This window comes from Pseudomonas sp. LBUM1678, assembly GCF_059695575.1.
Window position 1 is genome coordinate 2,069,695 of the sequence record NZ_CP166775.1, and the last position, 23,478, is coordinate 2,093,172.

Here is a 23,478-nt window from a genome sequence, read left to right on the forward strand (position 1 = left end):
CCCAGCGGGAGCAAGCTCCCTCGCCACAGTTGACCGTATTCACTGGAAATTACTTCTTCAGGTCTTCCGCGCCTTGCAACGGCTCGTCACCCAGCAGCAGATCCTTGTCATGGCTGACCAGCTCTTCTTCGAACATGCGCCAGATGTGGTCGTCGTGAGTGCCCAGCAATTCGACAAAACGCCGGCCTTCAATCTTGTCACTCAACTGACCGATGTAGCGGCCCTGTTCGGTTTCGCTGCGGGCGAGGGTGATCTTGCGATCCTTCTCCGGCTGGGTCGGCGAAATCAGGTTCAGCTCAAGGGTTTTCGGTTGGCTGTTGCCGCTCAGGCGCAAGTCGACTTCGCCGGTCACGTCATCCAGGTGAACGCTGGCGCGCAGCAGCAGGGTCTGGGCCAGCAGTTCACGGTCGAGGGAGCGGTTGATGCCTTTGCCGGCCTCGTAGTAGTTGTCGTTGACCAGGTTATCCGGGTTGTTCACCGCGATCGTCACCATGGACAAGGTCAGGGTCACGGAACAGGCCAGGATGGCGATGATGATCCACGGCCAAAGATGCTTGTACCAAGGGCTTGCGGCGTTTGCTGCGGGCATGATCACTTCTCTCAACGAATTTGTGGGCCGATGAATCGGCTCTTGGCTTCAACGTGGACGCTGTCGTCGTCGGCATCCTTGAGGATGAATTTCACCTCGTTGGTGCTCGACGGCAGTTTTTCCGGTGCGATCGACAGTTCGACCGGCTGACTGAAAATCTCCCCGGCGGCGACTTTGATTTCGCGCTTGCCTTGCAGTTTCAGGTCCGGCAAACCGGAGGCTTCCAGCACGTAGGTATGGTCGCGCTGGTCCTTGTTCATGATCTTCAGGCTGTAGACGTTCTCGATCCGGCCTTCGGCGTTCTCGCGGTACAGCACGCGATCCTTGCTGACGTCGAAACCGACCAGCGACCGCATGAAGAAAGCACCCGCCAGCAAGCCCATCATGGCCAGCAGCACCACCGCATAGCCGATCAGGCGCGGGCGCAGTTTATGGGTTTTTTGCCCGGACAGGTTGTGCTCGGTGGTGTAGCTGATCAACCCGCGGGGGTAGTCCATTTTGTCCATGATGGTGTCGCAGGCATCGATACACGCCGCGCAGCCGATGCATTCGATCTGCAGACCGTCGCGAATGTCGATACCGGTCGGGCAGACCTGGACGCACATGGTGCAATCAATGCAGTCACCCAGGCCCTGGGCCTTGTAGTCGATGCCTTTCTTGCGCGGGCCACGGCTTTCCCCGCGGCGCGGATCGTAGGAAACGATCAGTGTGTCTTTGTCGAACATCACGCTTTGGAACCGCGCATACGGGCACATGTAAATGCACACTTGCTCGCGCAACCAGCCGGCGTTGCCGTAGGTGGCGAGGGTGAAGAAACCGACCCAGAAGTACGACCAGCCATCCGCCTCGCCGGTGAAAAAATCGATCGTCAGTTCGCGAATGGGCGAGAAGTAACCGACGAAGGTCATGCCGGTAACGAAGCCGATCAACAGCCACATCGAGTGTTTGCTGAATTTGCGCAGGAATTTGTTGGCGCTCATCGGCGCCTTGTCGAGCTTGATGCGCTGGTTGCGGTCGCCTTCGGTGACCTTTTCGCACCACATGTAAATCCACGTCCAGACGCTCTGCGGGCAGGTGTAACCGCACCACACACGACCGGCGTACACGGTAATGAAGAACAGGCCGAAGGCGCTGACGATCAAGATCCCGGAGAGCAGGATGAAATCCTGAGGCCAGAAGGTCGCACCAAAGATAAAGAATTTGCGCTCCGGCAGGTTCCACCAGACGGCCTGATGACCACCCCAGTTCAGCCAGACCGTACCGAAATACAGCAGAAACAACCCGGCACCGCCCATCATCCGCAGGTTACGGAACAAGCCTGTGAAGGCACGGGTGTAAATCTTTTCTCGAGAGGCGTAGAGGTCGACGCTGTTGTTCGCGTCCTTGGCAGGCGGTGTGACGTCGTGTACCGGAATCTGATTGCTCATCATTGCATCCCACGGCAGTGGAAAAATGCCCCGATCAGTACATGCCGACCGCGGTCAAAAATAGGTGTTGCAGTGGCGCAATGATACGCCTGTCGCTCTAGCTCAAGGGTGCGACCTTTGGTCACGTTGGTTGAAATCAACTGACGGTGTAATGACTTGAATCAATTGACTTGTGAATTATGGACGGTTTTGTAGGGGCGGCGAACTCACTCGTCCCAGGGATTGATCAGTGCAACACCGCTGGATTGGAAATCACTGACATTGCGGGTGACCACCGTAAGGCCATGAACCAATGCAGTCGCTGCGATCAGGGCATCGCTTTCGTTGGCACGATCCGGAACATGCAAACTGGCACAGCGTAGTGCCACGGCGGCATCGACCGGCAAGATTCTGGCATCGAATGCCGGTATTACGTGGCGCTTCAGCCAACTGCGCAATACCTTCCCCTGAGCGGGATCGCGACGTTCCATTCGCAGAACTCCTGTCTCAAGCTCCTTCAAAGTAATCGCCGAAATGAACATACGTGGAGCGATGACACTTTTCGCCCAGGCGACAACGTTCAAGTCAGCCTGGGGTTTGCGCAGCTCAGAAATTACATTGGTGTCGAGTAGATACATCAGGACAAATCCACGGGTCGATGAGTGATGACGGCACGCTCGGTTTCGAACTCGATGTCGGCAGCTTCCGGCATCACCAACAGATCGACGATGTTGGCGTTCATGCCCGTCAGGTTCTGGTACTCCTCAATGCTTAGCAGTACGTGAGCAGGCTTGCCACGGTCGGTGATGATAACCGGTCCATGACGCGTGGCTTTTTTGGCACTACTTGTGTCCTGGTTGAATTCCCGGCTGGATATGGTGGTGATGGCCATCATGGTTGACCCTCCTGAATTTGCTTTGTAGAAACGTTACTACTCTGTTGGGTGTCCCGCAACTACGGAACGCAAACAGGGGGCTACCATCGGTCGTGACAGGGTCTCTGATGAACAGCTGTAAACAAAACGGCCCCGCCAATTCACATTGACGGGGCCGTTTTTGTTGCATCAAGCGTTTGCCTTACTGAGCGTCTTCCGCCGGCGCTTTCTCACCGTGAGAGAGGCTGTAGACGTAAGCAGCCAGCAGGTGAACCTTGTCGTTGCCTTGCAGCTGTTCTTGCGCAGGCATCTGGCCCTGACGGCCGTAACGGATGGTCTGCTGCAGTTGAGCGAAGCTCGAACCGTAGATGAACGCTGCCGGGTGGGTCAGGTCAGGTGCGCCCATCGCTGGCGTACCTTTGCCTTCCGGACCGTGGCACACCGCGCAGTTGGCGGCGAACAGCTTCTGGCCGGCAACCGGGTCGGCTTTGGTGCCTTCCGGCATTTTGCGGCCGTCGAGGTTGGTCAGTACGAACGAAGCAACGTCCGCAACGCCTTGCTCGCCGATCACGTCAGCCCACGCCGGCATGACCGCGTGACGGCCACCCATGATGGTGGTCTTGATGGTTTCTGCCTCGCCGCCCCAGCGCCAGTCGGCGTCGGTCAGGTTCGGGAAGCCATAAGCGCCTTTGGCGTCGGAGCCGTGGCAGACCGAGCAGTTGGAGGCGAACAGGCGGCCACCCATCTTCAGGGCTTGCGGGTCCTTGGCGACTTCTTCAATCGGCATGGAAGCGAACTTGGCGAAGATCGGACCGAACTTGGCGTCCGACTTGGCCATTTCCTTTTCCCACTCGTGAACGCCGGTCCAGCCAGTCTGGCCGTTGGCGAACGCAGTCTGCTTCTCGTTATCCAGGTAGTTGTAACCCGGCAACAGGCCTTTCCAGTTACCCAGGCCCGGGTACAACACCAGGTAGCCCAGGGCGAAGATGATGGTGCCCACGAACAGCATGAACCACCATTTCGGCAGTGGGTTGTCGTACTCCTCGATCCCGTCGAAGGAGTGGCCAACCGTTTCCTCTGTCTGCTCGGCGCGCTGGCCCTTGCGGGTAGACAGCAGCAGCCAGGTCAGGGCGAAGATGGTGCCGAGACTGAGGACTGTGACGTACAGACTCCAGAACGTAGTCATTCTTTGTTACTCCTAGAAGCTTGCTCGACGTGCTTGATGGCTTCGGGATCATCCGCGAAAGGCAGCAAGGTCGCGTCTTCAAACTCCGACTTGCGCTTGGGGCTGAACACCCATAGCGCCAGTCCGATGAAGGCCACCATCACAACAACGGTGCCCAGGCCACGAATCATCCCGATATCCATCTAAATCACCGTTTGCTTTTGATGATGGTGCCCAGGCCTTGCAGATAGGCCACCAGCGCGTCCATTTCGGTTTTGCCCTTCACCGCATCCTTGGCACCGGCGATGTCTTCGTCGGTGTAAGGGACGCCGAGCGTGCGCAAGACTTCCAGTTTCTTGGCGGTGTCTTTGCCGTCGAGCTTGTTTTCCACGAGGAACGGGTAGGCCGGCATTTTCGACTCAGGCACCACGTTGCGCGGGTTGTACAAGTGCGCGCGCTGCCAGTCATCGGAGTAACGACCGCCGACACGGGCCAGGTCCGGACCGGTGCGCTTGGAACCCCACAGGAACGGGTGGTCCCAGACGCTTTCACCGGCAACCGAGTAGTGGCCGTAACGTTCGGTTTCAGCGCGGAACGGGCGGATCATCTGCGAGTGGCAGCCGACGCAACCGTTGGCGATATAGACGTCACGTCCTTCGACTTCAAGGGCGGTACGAGGCTTCATGCCTTCGACCGGCTTGTTGGTGACGTCCTGGAAAAACAGCGGAACGATCTGGGTCAGGCCGCCGATGCTGACGGCGATAACCATGAAGAAGGCCAGCAGGCCAATGTTCTTCTCGACTGCTTCATGCTTCATCAGTGAGCTCCAACTACAGCAATCTGAGCGGCGGCTTCAGCTTCAGCCGGGTTCGAGGCACGTACGGTCCGCCATACGTTGTAGGCCATGAACAGCATGCCGCTGGCAAAGAACGCACCGCCCAGGGCGCGAACGATGAAACCAGGGTGGCTGGCTTGCAGGGCTTCGACGAACGAGTAGGTGAGGGTGCCGTCGTCGTTGATTGCACGCCACATCAGACCCTGGGTGATGCCGTTGACCCACATCGAAGCGATGTACAGAACGGTACCGATGGTCGCGAGCCAGAAGTGCGCGTTGATCAAGCCGATGCTGTGCATCTGCGCGCGACCGAACAGTTTCGGGATCATGTGGTAGATCGCGCCGATCGAGATCATCGCAACCCAGCCCAAAGCACCGGCGTGTACGTGGCCGATGGTCCAGTCGGTGTAGTGCGACAGCGAGTTCACGGTCTTGATGGCCATCATCGGGCCTTCAAAGGTCGACATGCCGTAGAAGGCCAGCGATACCACGAGGAAGCGCAGGATCGGGTCGGTGCGCAGCTTATGCCAGGCGCCCGACAGGGTCATCATGCCGTTGATCATGCCGCCCCAGCTCGGAGCCAGCAGGATGATCGACATCGCCATGCCCAGGGACTGAGCCCAGTCCGGCAGTGCGGTGTAGTGCAGGTGGTGCGGACCGGCCCAGATGTACAGGGTGATCAGCGCCCAGAAGTGCACGATCGACAGGCGATAGGAGTAGATCGGACGCTCGGCCTGCTTTGGAACGAAGTAGTACATCATCCCCAGGAAGCCCGTGGTCAGGAAGAAACCGACCGCGTTGTGGCCGTACCACCACTGGATCATCGCGTCAGTCGCACCCGAGTAGGCAGAGTAGGACTTGAACAGGCTGACCGGCAGGGACATGTGGTTGACGATGTGCAGCATCGCCGTCACGACGATGAAGGCACCGTAGAACCAGTTACCCACATAGATGTGCTTGGTCTTGCGCTTGACGATGGTGCCGAAGAACACCAGACCGTAGGTGACCCAGACAATGGCCAGCAGAATAGCCAGGGGCCATTCCAGTTCCGCGTATTCCTTGGTGGTGGTGTAACCCAGCGGCAAGGTAACGATCGCGCCGATGATCACCGCTTGCCATCCCCAGAAGTGGAAGGCGGCGAGACTGTCGGAAATCAGTCGCGTTTGGCAGGTTCGCTGCACGACGTAATAAGAAGTGGCAAACAGTGCACAACCACCGAAGGCGAAAATCACCAGGTTGGTGTGCAGCGGGCGCAGGCGTCCAAAGCTCGTCCATTCCAGACCGAAGTTCAACTCCGGCCAGACCAGTTGCGAGGCGATGAAGACACCAAGCCCCATGCCAAGGATCCCCCAGACCACCGTCATGATGGCGAACTGGCGGACTACCTTATAGTTATAAGCAGTCGGACTGATTGCTGTGCTCATTCTAAGGTTCCACGGTTTGGGTGTTTTATTAGGAGTAAAAATCGGCCGCAAGTATGTAGAAAGCGGGGGGTCATTGCAACGCGCCATGACCTGGGTCAATGCTTTCAAAAGCTGATTCTGCGGCCTTTCCATGCGCGGCGTAAGGACAAAATCGGCCTCGGACAAAATGTCGCAGCGAACGAAAAGGGTGAGGGGGTCAGGTCAGTTGTTACGGGGTGTGTTCAAACACAACGATCGGGTGACCGATGGCAATTGGCACGACAGCCGGTATCTACCAGCCTTTGCGGCCTTTCATCGAGCAGATTCGTCGAACACATCGGGTTGAGTCGACCTGGAACCGGCTCATGCCAGTTCGCATCGGAACAAGCTTAGACCCGAATCCGGGGAATCGAAAGGAGGACCAACAGAGGGGTGCGACACTTGGTCGCAAAGAGGCAGGGAACTGCCGCATCCGGGAGAATGCGGCAGTAGAACGGTCGAGATTTATTCGCGTTTGCCTTCAGCTTGCAAGCGCTCGGTACTCAGACCGTGAGACAAGCTGTAGACGTAAGCGGCGAGCAATTGCACCTTGTCATTGCCGAGCAATTCGTTCTGCGCGGGCATATGGCCCTGGCGGCCATGGCGAATGGTCTGTTGCAGCTGCGCCAGGCTTGTACCGTAGATAAATCCGGCCGGTTGCGTCAAATTCGGCGCGCCCATGGCTTCAGTGCCCTGGCCGTTTGCACCATGACAGGCTACGCAGGTGGTGCTGAACGCTTGCTGTCCGGCGTGCAGATCGGCGGTGTCGTCAGTCGGCAATGGCAGGCCGGCCAGTTCATGACGCACATACGCGGCAACGTTCTTGACGCCGGCATCACCGAGGATTTCACCCCAGGCCGGCATGGCCGCCATGCGACCGCCCATGATCGTGGTCTTGATCATCTCGGTATCGCCGCCCCAGCGCCAGGTGCTGTCGGCCAGGTTCGGGAAGCCGAAGGCGCCCTTGGCATCCGAGCCGTGGCACACCGAGCAGTTGGACGCGAACAGACGACCACCCATTTTCAGCGCTTGCGGGTCATTGGCCACTTCTTCAACAGGCATGGCGGCGAATTTGGCGAAGATCGGCCCGAACCTGGCGTCGGCCTTGTTCATCTCCTTTTCCCATTCGTGGACGCCGGTCCAACCGTCCTCGTAACCCGGCAGGACGCCTTTCCAGTTGCCCAGGCCCGGATAAAGAATCAGGTAACCCACGGCAAACACCAGCGTGCCGGCGAACAGCATGAACCACCACTGCGGCAGCGGATTGTCGTACTCCTCGATGCCGTCGAAGCTATGGCCCATGGTCTGGTCGACGCTGCCCTTGGTTTCGCCCTTGCGGGTGCCGATCAGTAGCCAGGTCAGGCCGATCAGGCTGCCGATGGTCAGTACGCAGATCCACGTACTCCAGAAGGTGGTCATGGCCGGGTACTCCTTGTTGTTGCAGGTTCTTGGGTGCTGTCGGGTTGTGGTTCGTCGGCGAACGGCAGCAAACGCGCTTCGGCGAATTCCGGATTGCGCTTGCTGTTGAACACCCACAGCGTCAGGCCGACGAAGGCCACGAACACCACGACCGTGCCGAGGCCGCGGATCATTCCACTGCTCATCTCAAAGACCATGGCTCACCTCTTGCTCTTGATCGCAGTGCCGAGCACTTGCAGGTAGGCGACCAACGCGTCCATTTCCGTCTTGCCCTTGAGCGAGGCCACGCTGCCGGCGATATCGTCGTCGGTGTACGGCACGCCGAGGGTGCGCATGGCGCGGACCTTGGTTTCGGTGTGGCTGCTGTCGACCGCCTGCGTGACCAGCCATGGGTAGGCAGGCATCTTCGATTCGGGCACGACGTTGCGCGGGTTGTACAAGTGCGCGCGGTGCCAGTCATCCGAGTAGCGAGCGCCAACCCGGGCCAGGTCCGGCCCGGTGCGCTTGGAACCCCAGAGGAACGGGTGATCCCAGACGCTTTCACCGGCCACCGAGTAGTGCCCGTAGCGTTCGGTCTCGGCGCGAAACGGCCGGATCATCTGCGAGTGGCAACCGACGCAGCCTTCGCGGATGTAAATGTCGCGACCTTCCAGTTGCAGTGCGGTGTAGGGCTTCATGCCTTCCACCGGTTTATTGGTCACGTCCTGGAAGAACAGCGGGACGATCTGGGTCAGACCGCCGATGCTCACGGCCAGGACCATCAGCAGCAACAGCAGGCCGACGTTTTTCTCGATTGTTTCGTGTTTCATGGCGGACTCCTCAGGCCATCTGCGCGGCAGCGGCGACTTCGGCAGGCTGCGAGGCCCGCACGGTGCGCCAGGTGTTGTAAGCCATCAGGAACATGCCGCTGAGGAAGATCGCACCGCCCACCAGTCGCACGACGAAGCCTGGGTGGCTGGCCACCAGGGTTTCGACGAAGGAGTAGGTCAGCGTGCCGTCTTCGTTGACTGCGCGCCACATGAGGCCCTGGGCGATGCCGTTGACCCACATCGAGGCGATGTACAGCACGGTGCCGATGGTCGCGAGCCAGAAGTGCGCGTTGATCAGGCCGATGCTGTGCATCTGCGGGCGACCGAAGATTTTCGGGATCATGTGGTACAGCGCGCCGATGGAAATCATCGCCACCCAGCCGAGTGCCCCGGCGTGAACGTGGCCGATGGTCCAGTCGGTGTAGTGGGAGAGGGCGTTAACGGTTTTGATCGCCATCATCGGCCCTTCGAAGGTCGACATGCCGTAGAACGCCAGGGACACCACGAGGAAGCGCAGGATCGGGTCGCTGCGCAACTTATGCCAGGCGCCCGAGAGCGTCATCATCCCGTTGATCATCCCGCCCCAGCTTGGCGCCAGCAGGATCAGCGACATCACCATGCCCAGCGACTGCGCCCAGTCCGGCAGCGCGGTGTAGTGCAAATGGTGCGGACCGGCCCAGATGTACAGAGTGATCAGCGCCCAGAAGTGCACGATCGACAAGCGATAGGAATACACCGGACGCTCGGCCTGTTTCGGCACGAAGTAATACATCATCCCGAGGAAACCGGCGGTAAGGAAAAAGCCTACGGCGTTATGGCCGTACCACCACTGGACCATGGCATCGGTCGCACCGGCGTACACCGAGTAGGACTTGGTGAAACTCACCGGCAATTCAAGGTTGTTGACGATGTGCAGAATCGCCACGGTGATGATGAACGCACCGAAGAACCAGTTGCCGACGTAGATGTGTTTGGTCTTGCGCTTGGCCAATGTGCCGAAGAACACGATGGCGTAGGCGACCCAGACGATGGTGATCAGGATGTCGATCGGCCATTCGAGCTCGGCGTATTCCTTGGAGCTGGTGTAACCCAGCGGCAGGCTGATCGCCGCCAGCAGGATCACCACTTGCCAGCCCCAGAAGCAGAACGCAGCGATTTTCGGCGCAAACAACGGGGTCTGGCAGGTACGCTGCACCGAATAGAACGAACTGGCGAACAGGGCGCAACCGCCGAAAGCGAAAATCACGGCGTTGGTGTGCAGCGGGCGCAACCGGCCGAAACTGGTCCACGGCAAATCGAAGTTGAGTTCCGGCCAGACCAATTGGGCCGCGAGAAAAACCCCGAGCCCCATGCCGACGATGCCCCACACCACCGTCATAATGGCGAATTGGCGGACCACCTTGTAGTTGTAGGCGGTACTGATAGAAGTGTTCATGGTTCCCCATCCACGGTTCAGCCGAAGTGAGCACGCTTGCAACAAAAAGGCAGCGCGCCCTTCGCCTGGAGTTATAGGCAGACTAAAAGCGAGGCAAGCATGGACAAAGAGCACAAGGCCAGTATTGACGGGGATCAATGGGCGCAGTGTGTGCAGGATCATGGATGGTTGTGGAATGCCGCCTCTGGACCTGCATCGGCAACGCTGATCCTCGCCCACGGTGCCGGGGCGCCAATGGACAGCGGCTGGATGAACGACATGGCTGCACGCCTCGCCGGTCAAGGTGTCAACGTGCTGCGCTTCGAGTTTCCGTACATGGCGCAGAGGCGTGTTGACGGGGGTAAGCGTCCACCGAACCCGGCGCCGAAACTGCTGGAATGCTGGCGTGAGGTGTACGCCGAGGTGCGACGCCGTGTCACTGGGCGTCTGGCCATTGGCGGCAAGTCAATGGGCGGGCGGATGGCCAGTCTCTTGGCGGATGAGCTGCAAGCGGACGCGCTGGTGTGTCTGGGGTATCCGTTTTATGCGGTCGGTAAACCGCAGAAACCTCGGGTCGAGCATTTGGCCGGCCTCAAGACCCGGACGTTGATTGTTCAGGGCGAGCGGGATGCGCTGGGCAATCGTGAGGCGGTTGAGGCTTACACATTAGCGCCGAGCATCGAAGTGTTTTGGTTGGTGGCGGGGGATCATGATTTGAAGCCGTTGAAGGCTTCGGGGTTTACCCATGAGCAGCATTTGGCGGCTACGGCGGGGAAGGTTGCTGATTTCCTTCGCTAAGTGATCGTTCCCACGCTCCGCGTGGGAATGCAGCCCGGGACGCTCCGCGTCCCAACAGCGGACGCAGAGCGTCCATTGAGGCATTCCCACGCAGAGCGTGGGAACGATCATCACTCCCTGACAACGAAGATCAGCGGTTAAACCGCTCCACCAACGAATACTGGGTATTTGCGGTTTTGGTCAGCTCTTCACTTAACAACGCCGAGTGCTGTGCCTGTTCCGAAGTCTGGTCAGCCAGTTGCGAGATGTTGCTGATGTTGCGGCTGATTTCCTCGGCCACCGCACTTTGCTCTTCGGTCGCGGCAGCGATCTGGGTGGTCATGTCGGTGATGTTGGCCACCGCTTCGCTGATCCCCACCAGCGCCTGATCCGCTTCGAGTACCCGTGCCACGCCTTCTTCGGCCTGACGATGCCCGGCTTCCATGGTTTGCACTGCGGTGCTGGCGGTTTGTTGGAGCTTGGCGATCAGCGCGTGAATCTGCCCGGTGGATTCGCTGGTGCGTTGTGCCAATTGGCGCACTTCGTCAGCCACCACCGCAAAACCACGGCCCATCTCGCCGGCACGCGCGGCTTCGATTGCGGCGTTCAGGGCCAGCAGGTTGGTCTGGTCGGCGATGCCTTTGATCACATCGACCACGCCGCCGATTTCGTCGCTGTCCTTGGCCAGTTGGGTCACGGTCAGACCGGTTTCACCGACCACCACCGACAAGCGCTGGATGGCTTCGCGGGTTTCCCCGGCAATGTCGCGACCGCGACCGGTCAGGCGATTGGCTTCCTGAGTGGCGTCGGCGGTCCGCTGAACGTGGCTGGCGACTTCCTGCGTGGTGGCGGCCATCTGATTGACGGCGGTGGCCACTTGCTCGGTTTCGACGCGTTGACGTTCAAGACCCGTGGAGCTGTTGTGGGCCAGGGCGTCGGACTGTTTGGCTTGCTCGGTCAGGTGCTCGGCGGTGTCCTGCAGGCGGGTCAAGCAAGTTTTCAGGCGTGCTTCCTGGCTGAGAATCGACATCTCCAGACGTGCCTGGGCGCCGCGACTGTCGGTGTACATCTGCGCGATCAGCGGGTCGGAGGTGGTCTGCCCGGCCAGGCGCAGCAAGCGCTTGAGGCCACGCTGTTGCCAGCTCAAGCCCAACAGGCCCAGCGGCACCGAGAGACCGGCGGCGAGGGCGAAGCCCCACTGAGAGTTGAGGGATGCACCGATCATGAAGCTCAGCTGGCTGACCAGAATGAACGGCAGCCAGTCCTGAAGCACCGGCAACCATTTGTCTGTCGAAGGAATGGCTGACTTGCCCAGGTTGATGCGTTGATAGAGCGCTTCGGCACGGCGGATCTGCTCGGCGGTGGGTTTGACCCGCACCGATTCGTAGCCGACCACCTGATTGCCTTCGAAAACCGGTGTGACATAGGCGTTAACCCAGTAGTGGTCACCGGTCTTGCAGCGATTCTTGACAATGCCCATCCATGGCAAGCCTTGTTTCAGTGTGCCCCACATGTGCGCGAACACCGCGGCCGGGACGTCGGGGTGACGGACCAGGTTATGCGGCGCACGGATCAGCTCCTCACGAGAAAACCCGCTGATTTCGACGAAGGCGTCGTTGCAGTAGGTGATCACGCCTTTGGCATCGGTGGTGGAAATCAACCGTTGCTGAGCCGGGAAGGTCCGTTCGCGTTGTGTGGTGGGCTGGTTGTTACGCATGGCTTTTTCAATCCGCAAGGCTTTGAGAGGTTGTCGGCGGCGTCAGGATTTTATTGAAATTATTTTTCAATAATCAGCAGCGCGTCGCAAAACGGCCATTGCCTCAGCCGGCGAGCATCGGGTAGGTGAACAGGGCGAAATGCAGCAGGTTCAAGCCGAAATGGGTGGCGATGGCCGCCCCCAAACCGCCAAAACGGTAGGCCAGACCATAGCCGACACCTGCCAGGCCCGCCAGCAGCACCCAGTGCCAACCCGCCCCCACATGCACCAGGCCGAACAACAGCGAGGCAAGCAGCAACGCCAGGTTTGCACCGTAGGGCAGGTTTTTGAAACACCGGCTCAGACCGCCCTGGATGTAACCGCGAAACAGCGCTTCTTCCACCAGCGTCACCAGCAACAGATTGTTCAGCACCCACAACCCGGCTTGATCCGGCCACTTCGGTGCCCAACTGATCACACCCAGCGCCAGTGCGCCGCCCAAGGCCAAGACGGCGCTCAGAGTCAGTGCGAGGGCTGTGGCATAAGCCGAAAGGCGAAGGGAGCTCCGTCCGACAATCCACGGGCAAACCAGTAACAGCCAGAAGCCGATCAGGGGTTTGTCCTGATTCAGGTACATGGAAAACGGCACGGCATCGTCGGTGAAGCGTTGCGGATCGATGCCGCGACCGTTGTAGAAACCTGGCAGCCAGTGCATCGCCAGCGCCAGGGCGAGGATGATGAACACGCCGTGGCCGAGGTAGCGAGCGATGGGCAGCTTCTGTTGGCGGACTGTAAAACCGGCGACCAGCAGCAACGCAACAGAGATGCCGGCCAGCCAGCCGAGTTGGCCGTAAGTCAGAGCGAGGGCGTAACCGAGGGAGAGAAGGGCCAGGTAAGTCCATGGCAGGGCAATCATTGAAAATCCTTGTGTACGGAAAGGTGCAGGGCGCCGCAATCTCTGTGGGAGCTAGCCTGCTAGCGATGACGGAGTGTCAGTCGACATCATCGGTGCATGACACACTGCTATCGCGAGCAGGCTCGCTCCCACAGGGGGCATTTGTTGTACACAACACCTGTGGAAGTGGCGGGCCATTATAGAGATGCACCTCACAAACAAAAACACCGCCCGAAGGCGGTGTCTGTATCAGCAGGCGGTTACGACGCAATCAATTGCCGTAGCACGTAATGCAGAATCCCCCCTGATTTGAAGTACTCGACTTCATTGAGCGTATCGATCCGGCACAACACCTCGACTTTCTCGCGGCTGCCATCCTCGCGGGTGATGATGAGCGGCAGGTTCATTCGCGGTGTCAACTCCACGCCGGTCAAACCAAGGATGTCCAGCGTCTCCTTGCCGGTCAGGTTCAGGCTTTTGCGGTTCTGATCCAGCTTGAACTGCAACGGCAACACGCCCATGCCCACCAGGTTGGAACGATGAATCCGCTCGAAGCTTTCAGCGATCACCGCTTTCACACCCAGCAGGTTGGTGCCCTTGGCCGCCCAGTCGCGGCTCGAGCCGGTGCCGTATTCTTGCCCGGCGATCACCACCAGCGGTGTGCCCGACGCTTGATAACGCATGGCCGCGTCGTAGATCGGCATCCGCTCCCCGGTCGGAATGTAGATCGTGTTGCCGCCTTCTTCGCCGCTGAGCATCTCGTTGCGGATGCGGATATTGGCAAAGGTGCCGCGCATCATCACTTCGTGGTTGCCGCGACGCGAACCGTAGGAGTTGAAGTCCCGCGGTTCCACGCCTTTCTCGCGCAGGTAATGACCGGCCGGACTGTCAGCCTTGATGTTGCCTGCGGGGGAGATGTGGTCGGTGGTCACCGAGTCGCCGAGCAGCGCGAGGACCCTGGCACCGGCGACGTCCTTGACCACGGGCGGCGGGCCGCCGATGTCATCGAAGAACGGTGGATGCTGGATGTAAGTCGAATCGTCCTGCCAGACATACGTCGCCGCTTGCGGCACTTCAATCGCTTGCCATTGCTCGTCGCCGGCAAACACTTCGGCGTATTCCTTGTGGAACATGGCGGTGTTGACCTGATTCACGGCGTCAGCAATCTCTTGGGTGCTCGGCCAAATGTCCCGCAGGTAAACCGGATTGCCGTCCTTGTCGTTGCCCAATGGCTCGCTGCTGATATCAGTCCGCACCGTACCCGCCAGCGCATAGGCCACGACCAGCGGCGGGGACGCCAGCCAGTTGGTTTTCACCAGCGGATGCACCCGACCTTCGAAGTTACGATTGCCCGACAGTACCGAGGCGACGGTCAGGTCGGCAGCCTGAATGGCTTTTTCGATCGGCTCCGGCAAGGGCCCGGAGTTGCCGATGCAGGTGGTGCAGCCGTAGCCGACCAAGGCAAAACCCAGTTCATCGAGGTATTGGGTCAGCCCGGCGGCCTTGTAGTAGTCGGTGACCACTTTTGAGCCGGGGGCCAGCGAACTCTTGACCCATGGTTTGCGCTTGAGGCCTTTCTCCACCGCTTTTTTTGCCACCAGCCCGGCGGCCATCATCACGCTCGGGTTGGAGGTGTTGGTGCAGGAGGTGATCGCGGCGATCACCACCGCGCCGTTTTTCAAACGATAGACCTGGCCGTCGTATTCATAATCAGCTTCACCCACCAGATCGGCATTGCCCACTGCGACGCCACCGCCGCCTTCGCTTTCGAGGCGACCGACGTCCTTGCTGTTGGGTTTGAATTGCAGGTCGATGAAGTCACTGAACGCTTGCGCGACATTCGGCAGCGAGACCCGGTCCTGTGGGCGTTTTGGCCCTGCCAGGCTGGCTTCGACGCTGCCCATGTCCAGCGCCAGGGTGTCGGTGAACACCGGTTCCTGGCCCGGCAGACGCCACAGGCCCTGGGCTTTGCTGTAGGCCTCGACCAGTTTCACGGTTTCAAGTGGGCGACCGGACAGGCGCAGATACTCCAGCGTGATGTCGTCCACCGGGAAAAAGCCGCAGGTGGCGCCGTATTCAGGGGCCATGTTGGCGATGGTCGCGCGGTCGGCCAGCGGCAGATCGGCAAGGCCGTCACCGTAGAACTCGACGAATTTGCCGACCACGCCTTTCTTGCGCAGCATCTGGGTGACGGTCAGCACCAGGTCGGTGGCGGTGATTCCCTCCTTGAGCTTGCCGGTGAGTTTGAAGCCGATCACTTCCGGGATCAGCATCGACACCGGTTGGCCGAGCATCGCCGCTTCCGCTTCAATCCCGCCGACGCCCCAGCCAAGTACGCCGAGGCCGTTGATCATGGTGGTGTGGGAGTCGGTGCCGACCAGGGTGTCCGGGAAGGCGTAGGTGCGGCCGTCCTCGTCCTTGGTCCAGACCGTGCGGCCCAGGTATTCCAGATTGACCTGGTGGCAAATGCCCGTGCCCGGCGGCACCACGCTGAAGTTGTCGAAGGCGCTCTGGCCCCAGCGCAGGAACGCGTAACGCTCGCCGTTGCGCTGCATTTCGATGTCGACGTTCTGTTCGAAGGCACTGGAACTGCCGAATTTGTCGACCATCACCGAGTGGTCGATCACCAGGTCCACCGGCGACAGCGGATTGATACGCTGCGGGTCGCCGCCGGCCTTGGCCATCGCTGCGCGCATGGCGGCCAGGTCGACCACGGCGGGAACGCCGGTAAAGTCCTGCATTAATACCCGCGCGGGACGGTATTGGATTTCACGGTCGGAGCGACGCTCCTTGAGCCAGGCGGCAATTGCCCGAAGGTCGGCGCAGGTGACGGTTTTTTCGTCTTCCCAGCGCAGCAGGTTTTCCAGCAGCACTTTCAACGACATCGGCAGCTTGTCCAGATCGCCGAGGCTTTTGGCGGCATCCGGCAAGCTGAAATAGTGATAGGTCTTGTCGTCGATTTGTAAGGTCTTAAGGGTTTTCAGGCTATCGAGGGACGGCATTGAAATGACTCCTTTGGGTCCGCACGGCTACGGACTGAGGGAACGAACAGAGGCTTAAACCTAGTCCTGTTTGATGCTTAAGGCTAATTACTGGACTCTATGGCCAAGTCCAAGGTTCGGAACTCGGCTATCATGCGCCGGTTTTCGTGACAGGCTTTGCTTCAACGCAAGTCTGGGCATCGCGCAGTGGCTGAATTCTTCGCCAACTGCCCAGGAGTAAGAATGAACACCCTCTTTATGCACTGCCGGCCGGGCTTCGAAGGCGAAGTCTGCTCCGAGATTTCCGAACACGCCGCACGGCTGAACGTGGCCGGTTATGCCAAGGCCAAGACCGCCAGCGCCTGCGCCGAATTCATCTGCACCGAAGAAGACGGCGCCGAGCGCCTGATGCGCGGCCAGCGTTTCGCCGAGCTGATCTTCCCGCGCCAGTGGGCTCGCGGAATTTTCATCGACCTGCCGGAAACCGACCGCATCAGCGTGATCCTCGCCCACATGGCAGACTTCCCGCTGTGCGGCAGCCTGTGGCTGGAAATGGTCGACACCAACGATGGCAAGGAGCTGTCGAACTTCTGCAAGAAATTCGAAGGCCACCTGCGCAAGGCGCTGATGGCCGCTGGCAAACTGGTTGAAGATGCCCACAAACCGCGCCTGCTGCTGACCTTCAAAAGTGGCCGCGAAGTGTTCATGGGGCTGGCCGAGTCCAACAACTCGGCGATGTGGCCGATGGGCATCCCGCGTCTGAAGTTTCCCCGTGAAGCGCCAAGCCGTTCGACGCTGAAGCTGGAAGAGGCGTGGCACCACTTCATCCCCCGCGATCAGTGGGATGAGCGCTTGCACAGCGACATGACCGGCGTCGACCTCGGTGCCGCCCCCGGCGGCTGGACCTGGCAACTGGTCAACCGCGGCATGCTGGTGACCGCGATCGACAACGGTCCGATGGCCGAAAGCCTGATGGACACCGGTCTGGTGCAACACTTGATGGCCGACGGTTTCACCTTCAAACCCCGGCAGCCGGTGGACTGGATGGTCTGCGACATCGTCGAGAAACCGGCGCGCAACGCCGCGATGCTGGAAGAATGGATTGGTGAGGGGCATTGCCGCGAAGCGGTGGTCAACCTGAAGTTGCCGATGAAACAGCGTTACGCCGAAGTGAAACGCTTGCTTGAGCGCATTGCCGACGGGTTCAAGGAACGCGGGATTCGGGTCGAAATCGGCTGCAAACAGCTGTATCACGACCGTGAAGAAGTGACCTGCCACTTGCGCCGGATTGATGTGAAGAAACCCAAGTCCCGTTGATACACACGGGCCCTGTAGGAGCCGGCTTGCTGGCGATGGCCGTTACGCGGTGCAGCGAATCACCGCGGCGCCTGTTTCGCCAGCAAGCCGGCTCCTACAGGTTGGGTATTTGCAACAGATGACCGAACACCCGGCAATGCGCGACAATGCCGGCCAGTTTCAGGAGTGAATCATGAGTGAAATGCTTGATACGCCGGTAGACGGCACCCTCGACGCCACCGGCCTCAACTGCCCGGAACCGGTGATGATGCTGCACCAGCACATCCGCGACCTCGCGCCCGGCGGCCTGCTCAAGGTGATCGCGACCGACCCGTCGACCCGTCGCGACATTCCCAAGTTCTGCGTGTTTCTCGACCACGAACTGGTCGCGCAGCACGAAGAGGCAGGCACCTACCTCTACTGGATCCGCAAGAAGTCCGATTGACCCACAAAAAACTATTGTGGGAGCCAGCCTGCTGGCGATGGCTGATTCAAACTCAACATCATTGTTAACTGAATCACCGCAATCGCCAGCAGGCTGGCTCCCACAGGGTCAACTCAGCCCGTTGCGGATCCGCTTGCGTGCACTGCGCGTCAGGCGGATCGACAGCATCAGCGCCGCGCAACTCAAGCCCACGATCAAACCCTGCCACAGCCCGCTCGGGCCGCTCGGCGTGCCGAACCAGTCGGTCAGCCCCAAGGCGTAGCCCACCGGCAATCCGATCCCCCAGTAAGCGAACAGCGTCAGGATCATCGTCACCCGAGTGTCCTGATAACCGCGCAGTGCGCCGGCCGCCGTGACCTGGATCGCATCGGAAAACTGGAACAGCGCCGAATACACAATCAGCATCGCCGCCACTCGAATCACCGTCGGGTCGGCGGTGTAGATCGTTGCGATGTGTTCGCGCAATAACAGCATCATGCTCGCCGAAATACACGCGTACGCCAACGCCGTGCCCATGCCGACACCGGCGGCGAAGCGCGCTTCTCGCGGCTCCTGGCGACCGAGCGCCTGGCCGACCCGCACGGTCACGGCCATGCCGAGGGAGTAGGGGATCATGAACACCAGCGAGCTGAAGTTCAGGGCGATCTGGTGTCCTGCCACCACGGTGGCGCCGAGGCTGCCGATCAGCAGGGCGATCACGGCGAAGATGCTCGACTCGGCGAACACCGCGATGCCGATGGGCAGGCCGATGCCCAGCAGGCGTTTGATCACCGACCATTGCGGCCAGTCGAAACGGCTGAACAACTGACTCGACTGATAGGCCGGAGCCCAGCGTTCCCAGCCGGCCATGCCCAGCGCCATCACCCACATCACAATGGCCGTGGCCCAGCCGCAACCGACACCGCCCATGGCCGGCACACCGAAGTGGCCATAGATGAAGATGTAATTCAGCGGAATATTCAGCGCCAACCCGCACAGGCCGAGGACCATCGCCGGACGCGTACGCCCCAGTCCGTCACTGAAACAACGCAACACATGGTAGAAGGCGACGGCGGGCAGGCCGCTGGCGATGCCGTGCAGGTACTGCATGCACGGGCCAATCAGTTCGGGGTCGACCTTCATCATGTGCAGGATCGGTTCGGCACTGAGCAGCATACCGGTCGCCATCAAACCCACCACCAAGGCCAGCCATAACGCCTGACGTACGATCGGGCCGATCTCGCTGTGGGTGCCGGCACCGAAGCGCTGGGCGACTTTCGGGGTGGTGGCCAGCAAGGTGCCGGTCATCAACAGAAACACCGGAACCCAGATCGAGTTGCCGAGCGCCACAGCCGCCAGATCACGCGGGCCGACCCGGCCCGCCATCACCGCATCGACGAAGCCCATGGCGGTGGTCGCCAGTTGCGCGATCATGATCGGCAACGCCAGGCCGAGCAGGTTTTTCAGCTCCTGGCGAACCCGGGCCGGGCGGGAGAGGGAAGTAGCGGCGGGGCGGTCAGTTACGGAATTCAAGGGCGAAACGTCCAAAGATTTTGATGCACGAGGCGGCGCATTCTACGCCTTGACGCAGTGGTCAGGAAAAGTCCTGTGTTACCTATTTGTAATCAGTTTTCGAACGTATCGACATTCCTGTGGTGACTCAACCTTGTAGCAGCTGGCGAAGCCTGCGTTCGGCTGCGCAGCAGTCGCGAGACCTGAGCATGCGGTTTTCCTGAATCACCGCAGCGTCTGATTTCACGACTGCTACGCAGCCGAACGCAGGCTTCGCCAGCTGCTACAGAGGGCGTGCAATGCTTACTGGCCCACAATGGTCATCTCCGCCTACACTGCCGATCCGCCAAAGGAGCCTGCCATGCTGATTGTTGCCGACGAAAATATCCCGCTGCTCGATGCCTTCTTCGAAGGGTTCGGCGAAATCCGCCGGGTGCCGGGACGTTCCATCGACCGCGCCACCGTCGAGCAGGCCGATGTGCTGCTGGTGCGTTCGGTGACCAACGTCAATCGCGCGCTGCTCGAAGGCAGCAAGGTGCGCTTTGTCGGCACCTGCACCATCGGCACGGATCACCTGGACCTGGATTACTTTCAACAGCTCGGCATTACCTGGTCCAGTGCGCCCGGTTGCAATGCGCGGGGCGTGGTCGACTACGTGCTCGGCAGCCTGCTGACCCTGGCCGAAATCGAAGGTGCTGACCTGACTCGGCGCACTTACGGCGTGGTCGGTGCCGGTGAAGTCGGCGGTCGACTGGTCAACGTCTTGAAAGGTCTGGGCTGGAATGTGCTGGTCTGTGATCCGCCAAGGCAAGCCGCTGAAGGTGGCGATTACGTCAGCCTCGAACAGATCATCGAGCAGTGCGACGTCATCAGTCTGCACACCCCTTTGAAGAAACACGGCTCGCAGTCGACCTGGCATCTGTTCGATAAAACTCGACTGAACCAACTCAAGTCTGGCACCTGGCTGATCAACGCCAGTCGTGGACCGGTGGTGGACAACGCCGCCCTGCGCCAGGTGTTGTTGCAACGCGAAGACCTGCAAGCGGTGCTCGACGTTTGGGAAGGCGAGCCTGAAGTCGATGTGGCGCTGGCCGAACTCTGCGTGCTGGCAACGCCGCACATTGCCGGCTACAGCCTCGATGGCAAGCAGCGAGGGACGGCGCAGATCTATCAGGCGTATTGCGAATTTATCGGGCAGCCGGCCCAGGTCAGCTTGAGCGATTTGCTGCCGGCGCCGTGGGTGTCGCAAGTGACTCTGAACGCTGAAAGCGATCCGGCCTGGGCACTGGCAATGCTGTGCCGCGGTGTGTACGACCCGCGCCGGGACGATGCGGATTTCCGTCGCAGCCTTGTAGGCAATGTGAGCGAGCAGCGTGCGGCGTTTGATGCGTTACGCAAACATTACCCGCAGCGGCGGGAGATTGATGGGTTGACGGTGCGGATTGAGGGGGAGTCGGCTGAGTTGCAGAAGATTGTGGCGGCGCTGGGCGCAACGGCTGTCTGAGACCGAGTTGGCACTATCGCGAGCAGGCTCGCTCCCACATTTGATTTTTTTAGTACATAACATCTGCATCCACTGGAGATCTCCTGTGGGAGCGAGCCTGCTCGCGATGGCCGCGCCGCAGTTCTCAGACAAGCACCCACAAAAAACCCGGCCATCAGGGCCGGGTCAAGAAGACGGTGGCTATATCACTTTTGTTCGGCAGGCTTGACCAATCGCTTTTCCAGTTCGCGGCACGCGTCCTGGATCATGCCTTCAGTGATCGGTACTTCGTGCCCATCCTTATCGATAATCGAGCAACCCAGAGACTGGTCTGGCTGTGTGCGGATCACTTCAATTTTGTCATCGCTGCTGTTTTGCAAGGACATGGCCTGTCTCCTCATCAGGTTGTGTACCTACTTTAAAACCGCCAGGTGACCGGGCTGTGACAACTCCCTGCGATCTCTCCTGGGCGGCAATATCAGTCCACCAGAAATACTGCGGTGTTGCCACCCGGACTTTAGACCAATAGCGTCTAGGTGCTAGTCGTTGTGGTCATAATTAACCTGACTCATTGTGATTCACAGAGTTCCACCCCACTTAAGCGGTATAGGCTGGTCCCATCAATTGCGTTCTGGATAACCCGATGCTCTCTGCCCGTCACCGCCGCGCGATTCGCCTGACCAGTCGTTTTCTTGCACCTTATCGCTGGCCGGCCTTCGGTGCCTTGCTCGCCTTGATCGTCACCGCCGGCATCACCTTGTCGATGGGGCAGGGCATTCGCTTGCTGGTGGATCAGGGTTTCATGACCCAATCGGCGCATTTGCTCAACCAGACCATCGGTCTGTTCATGGTGCTGGTGATCGGGCTGGCGATTGGCACCTTTGCGCGCTTCTATCTGGTGTCGTGGATCGGCGAGCGTGTGGTCGCGGACATCCGCAAGCAAGTGTTCAACCACCTGGTTTATCTGCATCCGGGATTCTATGAAGACAATCGCAGCTCCGAGATTCAGTCACGGCTGACCGCCGACACCACGTTGCTGCAATCGGTGATCGGCTCTTCGTTGTCGCTGTTCTTGCGCAATTTGCTGATGGTGATCGGCGGAATCATCTTGCTGTTTATCACCAATCCCAAACTCACCAGCATCGTGGTCGTGGCGTTGCCGCTGGTGATCGCACCGATCTTGATTTTCGGCCGCCGGGTACGCAGCCTGTCGCGCCTGAGTCAGGACCGCATTGCCGACATTGGCAGCTACGTCTCCGAAACCCTCGGCCAGATAAAAACCGTGCAGGCCTACAACCATCAGGTGCAGGATGAGCAGCGCTTTGCCGTGACGGTGGAGGAGGCATTCAACACGGCGCGCAAACGCATTTTTCAACGGGCCTGGCTGATTACGCTGGTGATCGTGCTGGTGCTTGGCGCGGTTGGCGTGATGTTGTGGGTCGGCGGCATGGACGTGATCGCCGGACGAATCTCGGCAGGTGAACTGGCGGCGTTCGTCTTCTACAGCCTGATTGTCGGCAGCGCCTTCGGCACGTTGAGCGAAGTGATCGGCGAGTTGCAGAGAGCGGCGGGCTCGGCCGAGCGGATTGCCGAACTGCTACGTTCGGAAAACATCATCCAGCCGCCAACCTCGGGTTTGGTCATCTTGCCAGATCGGGTGAAGGGCGATCTGGCGCTGCAAGATGTGCGCTTTTCCTACCCGTCGCGTCCGGAAAGCTATGCCGTGGATGGCTTGAGTCTGACCATCAATGCGGGCGAAACCCTCGCTCTGGTCGGTCCGTCCGGTGCCGGGAAATCCACCGTGTATGACCTGCTGCTGCGTTTTTACGATCCCGCCTCGGGACAGATCCTGCTCGATGGCGTGCCGCTGACCCAACTCGATCCCCTCGACCTGCGTCGCTGCTTCGCGTTGGTCTCGCAAAACCCGGCGCTGTTCTTCGGCAGCATCGAAGAGAACATCCGCTACGGCAACCCGACAGCAACCCTGGCCCAAGTCCAGGAAGCGGCAAAAATTGCCTACGCACATGACTTCATCGAGCAAATGCCCAACGGCTACCAGACCCACCTGGGCGACGGCGGCCTCGGGTTGTCCGGCGGCCAGCGCCAACGCCTGGCCATCGCACGGGCGCTGCTGGTGGACGCGCCCATCCTGTTGCTCGACGAAGCCACCAGCGCCCTCGATGCGCAGAGCGAACACCTGATCCAGCAAGCCCTGCCAAGCCTGATGAAAAACCGTACCACCCTGGTCATCGCCCACCGTTTGGCCACGGTGAAAAATGCCGACCGGATCGCGGTGATGGATCAAGGAAAACTGGTGGCGGTAGGGACGCATCAGGAGTTGATCGCGGGTAATGCGCTGTATGCGCGGTTGGCGGCGTTGCAGTTTAGTGATGGGCACGAAGCGGCATGAATGAGAGCTGCTGAATGCTGCAAGGTTCGGGCATTATGTCGACCTCTGTTG

At 59.9% G+C, this 23,478-nt stretch carries 22 protein-coding genes; 5 read left to right on the forward strand and 17 right to left on the reverse strand.

The annotated features are described in order from the left end of the window. Positions 1 to 49: 49 nt before the first annotated feature. The 12 genes from ACA070_RS09375 to ccoN (ACA070_RS09430) all read right to left on the reverse strand — a co-directional run bounded on the left by ACA070_RS09375 (position 50) and on the right by ccoN (ACA070_RS09430) (position 9,974). Positions 50 to 589, reverse strand: a complete 540-nt coding sequence (locus ACA070_RS09375; protein WP_497450886.1) for a FixH family protein — start codon at positions 587 to 589, stop codon at positions 50 to 52. Between the two features lie 11 nt (positions 590 to 600). Further along, on the reverse strand, positions 601 to 2,016 hold the full coding sequence (ccoG, locus tag ACA070_RS09380; protein ID WP_497450887.1) for a cytochrome c oxidase accessory protein CcoG: 1,416 nt from the start codon (positions 2,014 to 2,016) through the stop codon (positions 601 to 603). A 206-nt stretch (positions 2,017 to 2,222) separates the two neighbouring features. Beyond that, on the reverse strand, positions 2,223 to 2,633 hold the full coding sequence (locus tag ACA070_RS09385) for a type II toxin-antitoxin system VapC family toxin (RefSeq protein WP_497450888.1): 411 nt from the start codon (positions 2,631 to 2,633) through the stop codon (positions 2,223 to 2,225). Beyond that, positions 2,633 to 2,887, reverse strand: a complete 255-nt coding sequence (locus tag ACA070_RS09390; protein ID WP_497451931.1) for a type II toxin-antitoxin system Phd/YefM family antitoxin — start codon at positions 2,885 to 2,887, stop codon at positions 2,633 to 2,635. Before ACA070_RS09390 ends, ACA070_RS09385 begins: the two co-directional genes overlap by 1 nt. A 184-nt stretch (positions 2,888 to 3,071) precedes the next feature. Further along, positions 3,072 to 4,055: a cytochrome-c oxidase, cbb3-type subunit III gene (ccoP, locus tag ACA070_RS09395; RefSeq protein ID WP_497450889.1), complete on the reverse strand. Its 984-nt coding sequence runs from the start codon at positions 4,053 to 4,055 to the stop codon at positions 3,072 to 3,074. Beyond that, positions 4,052 to 4,237 carry a CcoQ/FixQ family Cbb3-type cytochrome c oxidase assembly chaperone gene (locus ACA070_RS09400; protein WP_003175465.1) on the reverse strand — a complete coding sequence of 62 codons (186 nt, stop codon included), beginning with the start codon at positions 4,235 to 4,237 and terminating at the stop codon, positions 4,052 to 4,054. The genes ccoP (ACA070_RS09395) and ACA070_RS09400 overlap by 4 nt, the downstream gene beginning before the upstream one ends. A 5-nt stretch (positions 4,238 to 4,242) precedes the next feature. Then, the gene (ccoO, locus tag ACA070_RS09405) at positions 4,243 to 4,851 is read right to left on the reverse strand and encodes a cytochrome-c oxidase, cbb3-type subunit II (RefSeq protein WP_131059970.1); all 609 of its coding nucleotides are present in this window, start codon (positions 4,849 to 4,851) and stop codon (positions 4,243 to 4,245) included. Then, positions 4,851 to 6,293 carry a cytochrome-c oxidase, cbb3-type subunit I gene (ccoN, locus tag ACA070_RS09410; RefSeq protein WP_462026385.1) on the reverse strand — a complete coding sequence of 481 codons (1,443 nt, stop codon included), beginning with the start codon at positions 6,291 to 6,293 and terminating at the stop codon, positions 4,851 to 4,853. The genes ccoO (ACA070_RS09405) and ccoN (ACA070_RS09410) overlap by 1 nt, the downstream gene beginning before the upstream one ends. Positions 6,294 to 6,776: 483 nt before the next feature. Then, the gene (gene ccoP / locus ACA070_RS09415) at positions 6,777 to 7,730 is read right to left on the reverse strand and encodes a cytochrome-c oxidase, cbb3-type subunit III (protein ID WP_497450890.1); all 954 of its coding nucleotides are present in this window, start codon (positions 7,728 to 7,730) and stop codon (positions 6,777 to 6,779) included. Then, entirely contained in the window at positions 7,727 to 7,927 is a 201-nt protein-coding gene (locus ACA070_RS09420; protein WP_497450891.1) for a cbb3-type cytochrome oxidase subunit 3, read from the reverse strand. The genes ccoP (ACA070_RS09415) and ACA070_RS09420 overlap by 4 nt, the downstream gene beginning before the upstream one ends. A gap of 3 nt (positions 7,928 to 7,930) precedes the next feature. Next, the gene (ccoO, locus tag ACA070_RS09425; RefSeq protein ID WP_497450892.1) at positions 7,931 to 8,539 is read right to left on the reverse strand and encodes a cytochrome-c oxidase, cbb3-type subunit II; all 609 of its coding nucleotides are present in this window, start codon (positions 8,537 to 8,539) and stop codon (positions 7,931 to 7,933) included. 10 nt (positions 8,540 to 8,549) lie between these two features. Beyond that, a complete protein-coding gene (gene ccoN, locus ACA070_RS09430) occupies positions 8,550 to 9,974 on the reverse strand; it encodes a cytochrome-c oxidase, cbb3-type subunit I (RefSeq protein WP_497450893.1) in 1,425 nt (474 codons plus the stop codon). Positions 9,975 to 10,073: 99 nt separating this feature from the next. On the opposite strand from ccoN (ACA070_RS09430), the gene ACA070_RS09435 reads away from it, so the two are divergent. Next, on the forward strand, positions 10,074 to 10,751 hold the full coding sequence (locus ACA070_RS09435; RefSeq protein ID WP_497450894.1) for an alpha/beta family hydrolase: 678 nt from the start codon (positions 10,074 to 10,076) through the stop codon (positions 10,749 to 10,751). 130 nt (positions 10,752 to 10,881) lie between these two features. Here the strand turns inward: ACA070_RS09435 and ACA070_RS09440 are convergent, their stop codons facing one another. From ACA070_RS09440 to acnA, 3 genes are all read right to left on the reverse strand, one after another. Further along, positions 10,882 to 12,447 carry a methyl-accepting chemotaxis protein gene (locus ACA070_RS09440; RefSeq protein ID WP_497450895.1) on the reverse strand — a complete coding sequence of 522 codons (1,566 nt, stop codon included), beginning with the start codon at positions 12,445 to 12,447 and terminating at the stop codon, positions 10,882 to 10,884. A gap of 103 nt (positions 12,448 to 12,550) precedes the next feature. Beyond that, positions 12,551 to 13,342, reverse strand: coding sequence for a CPBP family glutamic-type intramembrane protease (locus ACA070_RS09445; protein WP_497450896.1), 792 nt, complete (start codon positions 13,340 to 13,342; stop codon positions 12,551 to 12,553). A gap of 239 nt (positions 13,343 to 13,581) precedes the next feature. Continuing rightward, entirely contained in the window at positions 13,582 to 16,323 is a 2,742-nt protein-coding gene (gene acnA / locus ACA070_RS09450) for an aconitate hydratase AcnA (protein WP_497450897.1), read from the reverse strand. A 222-nt stretch (positions 16,324 to 16,545) separates the two neighbouring features. Here acnA and rlmM point away from each other — a divergent pair, with 222 nt between their 5' ends. After that, the gene (gene rlmM, locus ACA070_RS09455) at positions 16,546 to 17,619 is read left to right on the forward strand and encodes a 23S rRNA (cytidine(2498)-2'-O)-methyltransferase RlmM (RefSeq protein WP_497450898.1); all 1,074 of its coding nucleotides are present in this window, start codon (positions 16,546 to 16,548) and stop codon (positions 17,617 to 17,619) included. 172 nt (positions 17,620 to 17,791) lie between these two features. Further along, positions 17,792 to 18,043 (forward strand): sulfurtransferase TusA, encoded by a 252-nt coding sequence (tusA, locus tag ACA070_RS09460; protein ID WP_214381966.1) that lies wholly within the window; start codon positions 17,792 to 17,794, stop codon positions 18,041 to 18,043. Positions 18,044 to 18,151: 108 nt separating this feature from the next. Here the strand turns inward: tusA and ACA070_RS09465 are convergent, their stop codons facing one another. Continuing rightward, positions 18,152 to 19,555: an MATE family efflux transporter gene (locus ACA070_RS09465; protein WP_497450899.1), complete on the reverse strand. Its 1,404-nt coding sequence runs from the start codon at positions 19,553 to 19,555 to the stop codon at positions 18,152 to 18,154. A 340-nt stretch (positions 19,556 to 19,895) separates the two neighbouring features. On the opposite strand from ACA070_RS09465, the gene pdxB reads away from it, so the two are divergent. Then, on the forward strand, positions 19,896 to 21,038 hold the full coding sequence (pdxB, locus tag ACA070_RS09470; RefSeq protein ID WP_497450900.1) for a 4-phosphoerythronate dehydrogenase PdxB: 1,143 nt from the start codon (positions 19,896 to 19,898) through the stop codon (positions 21,036 to 21,038). Positions 21,039 to 21,223: 185 nt separating this feature from the next. Here pdxB and ACA070_RS09475 read toward each other — a convergent pair whose 3' ends face one another. Then, positions 21,224 to 21,403, reverse strand: coding sequence for a PA1571 family protein (locus ACA070_RS09475; protein ID WP_497450901.1), 180 nt, complete (start codon positions 21,401 to 21,403; stop codon positions 21,224 to 21,226). A 257-nt stretch (positions 21,404 to 21,660) separates the two neighbouring features. Between ACA070_RS09475 and ACA070_RS09480 the strand changes: the two genes are divergently transcribed. After that, entirely contained in the window at positions 21,661 to 23,427 is a 1,767-nt protein-coding gene (locus ACA070_RS09480; RefSeq protein WP_497450902.1) for an ABC transporter transmembrane domain-containing protein, read from the forward strand. The last annotated feature ends 51 nt before the right edge of the window (positions 23,428 to 23,478 follow it).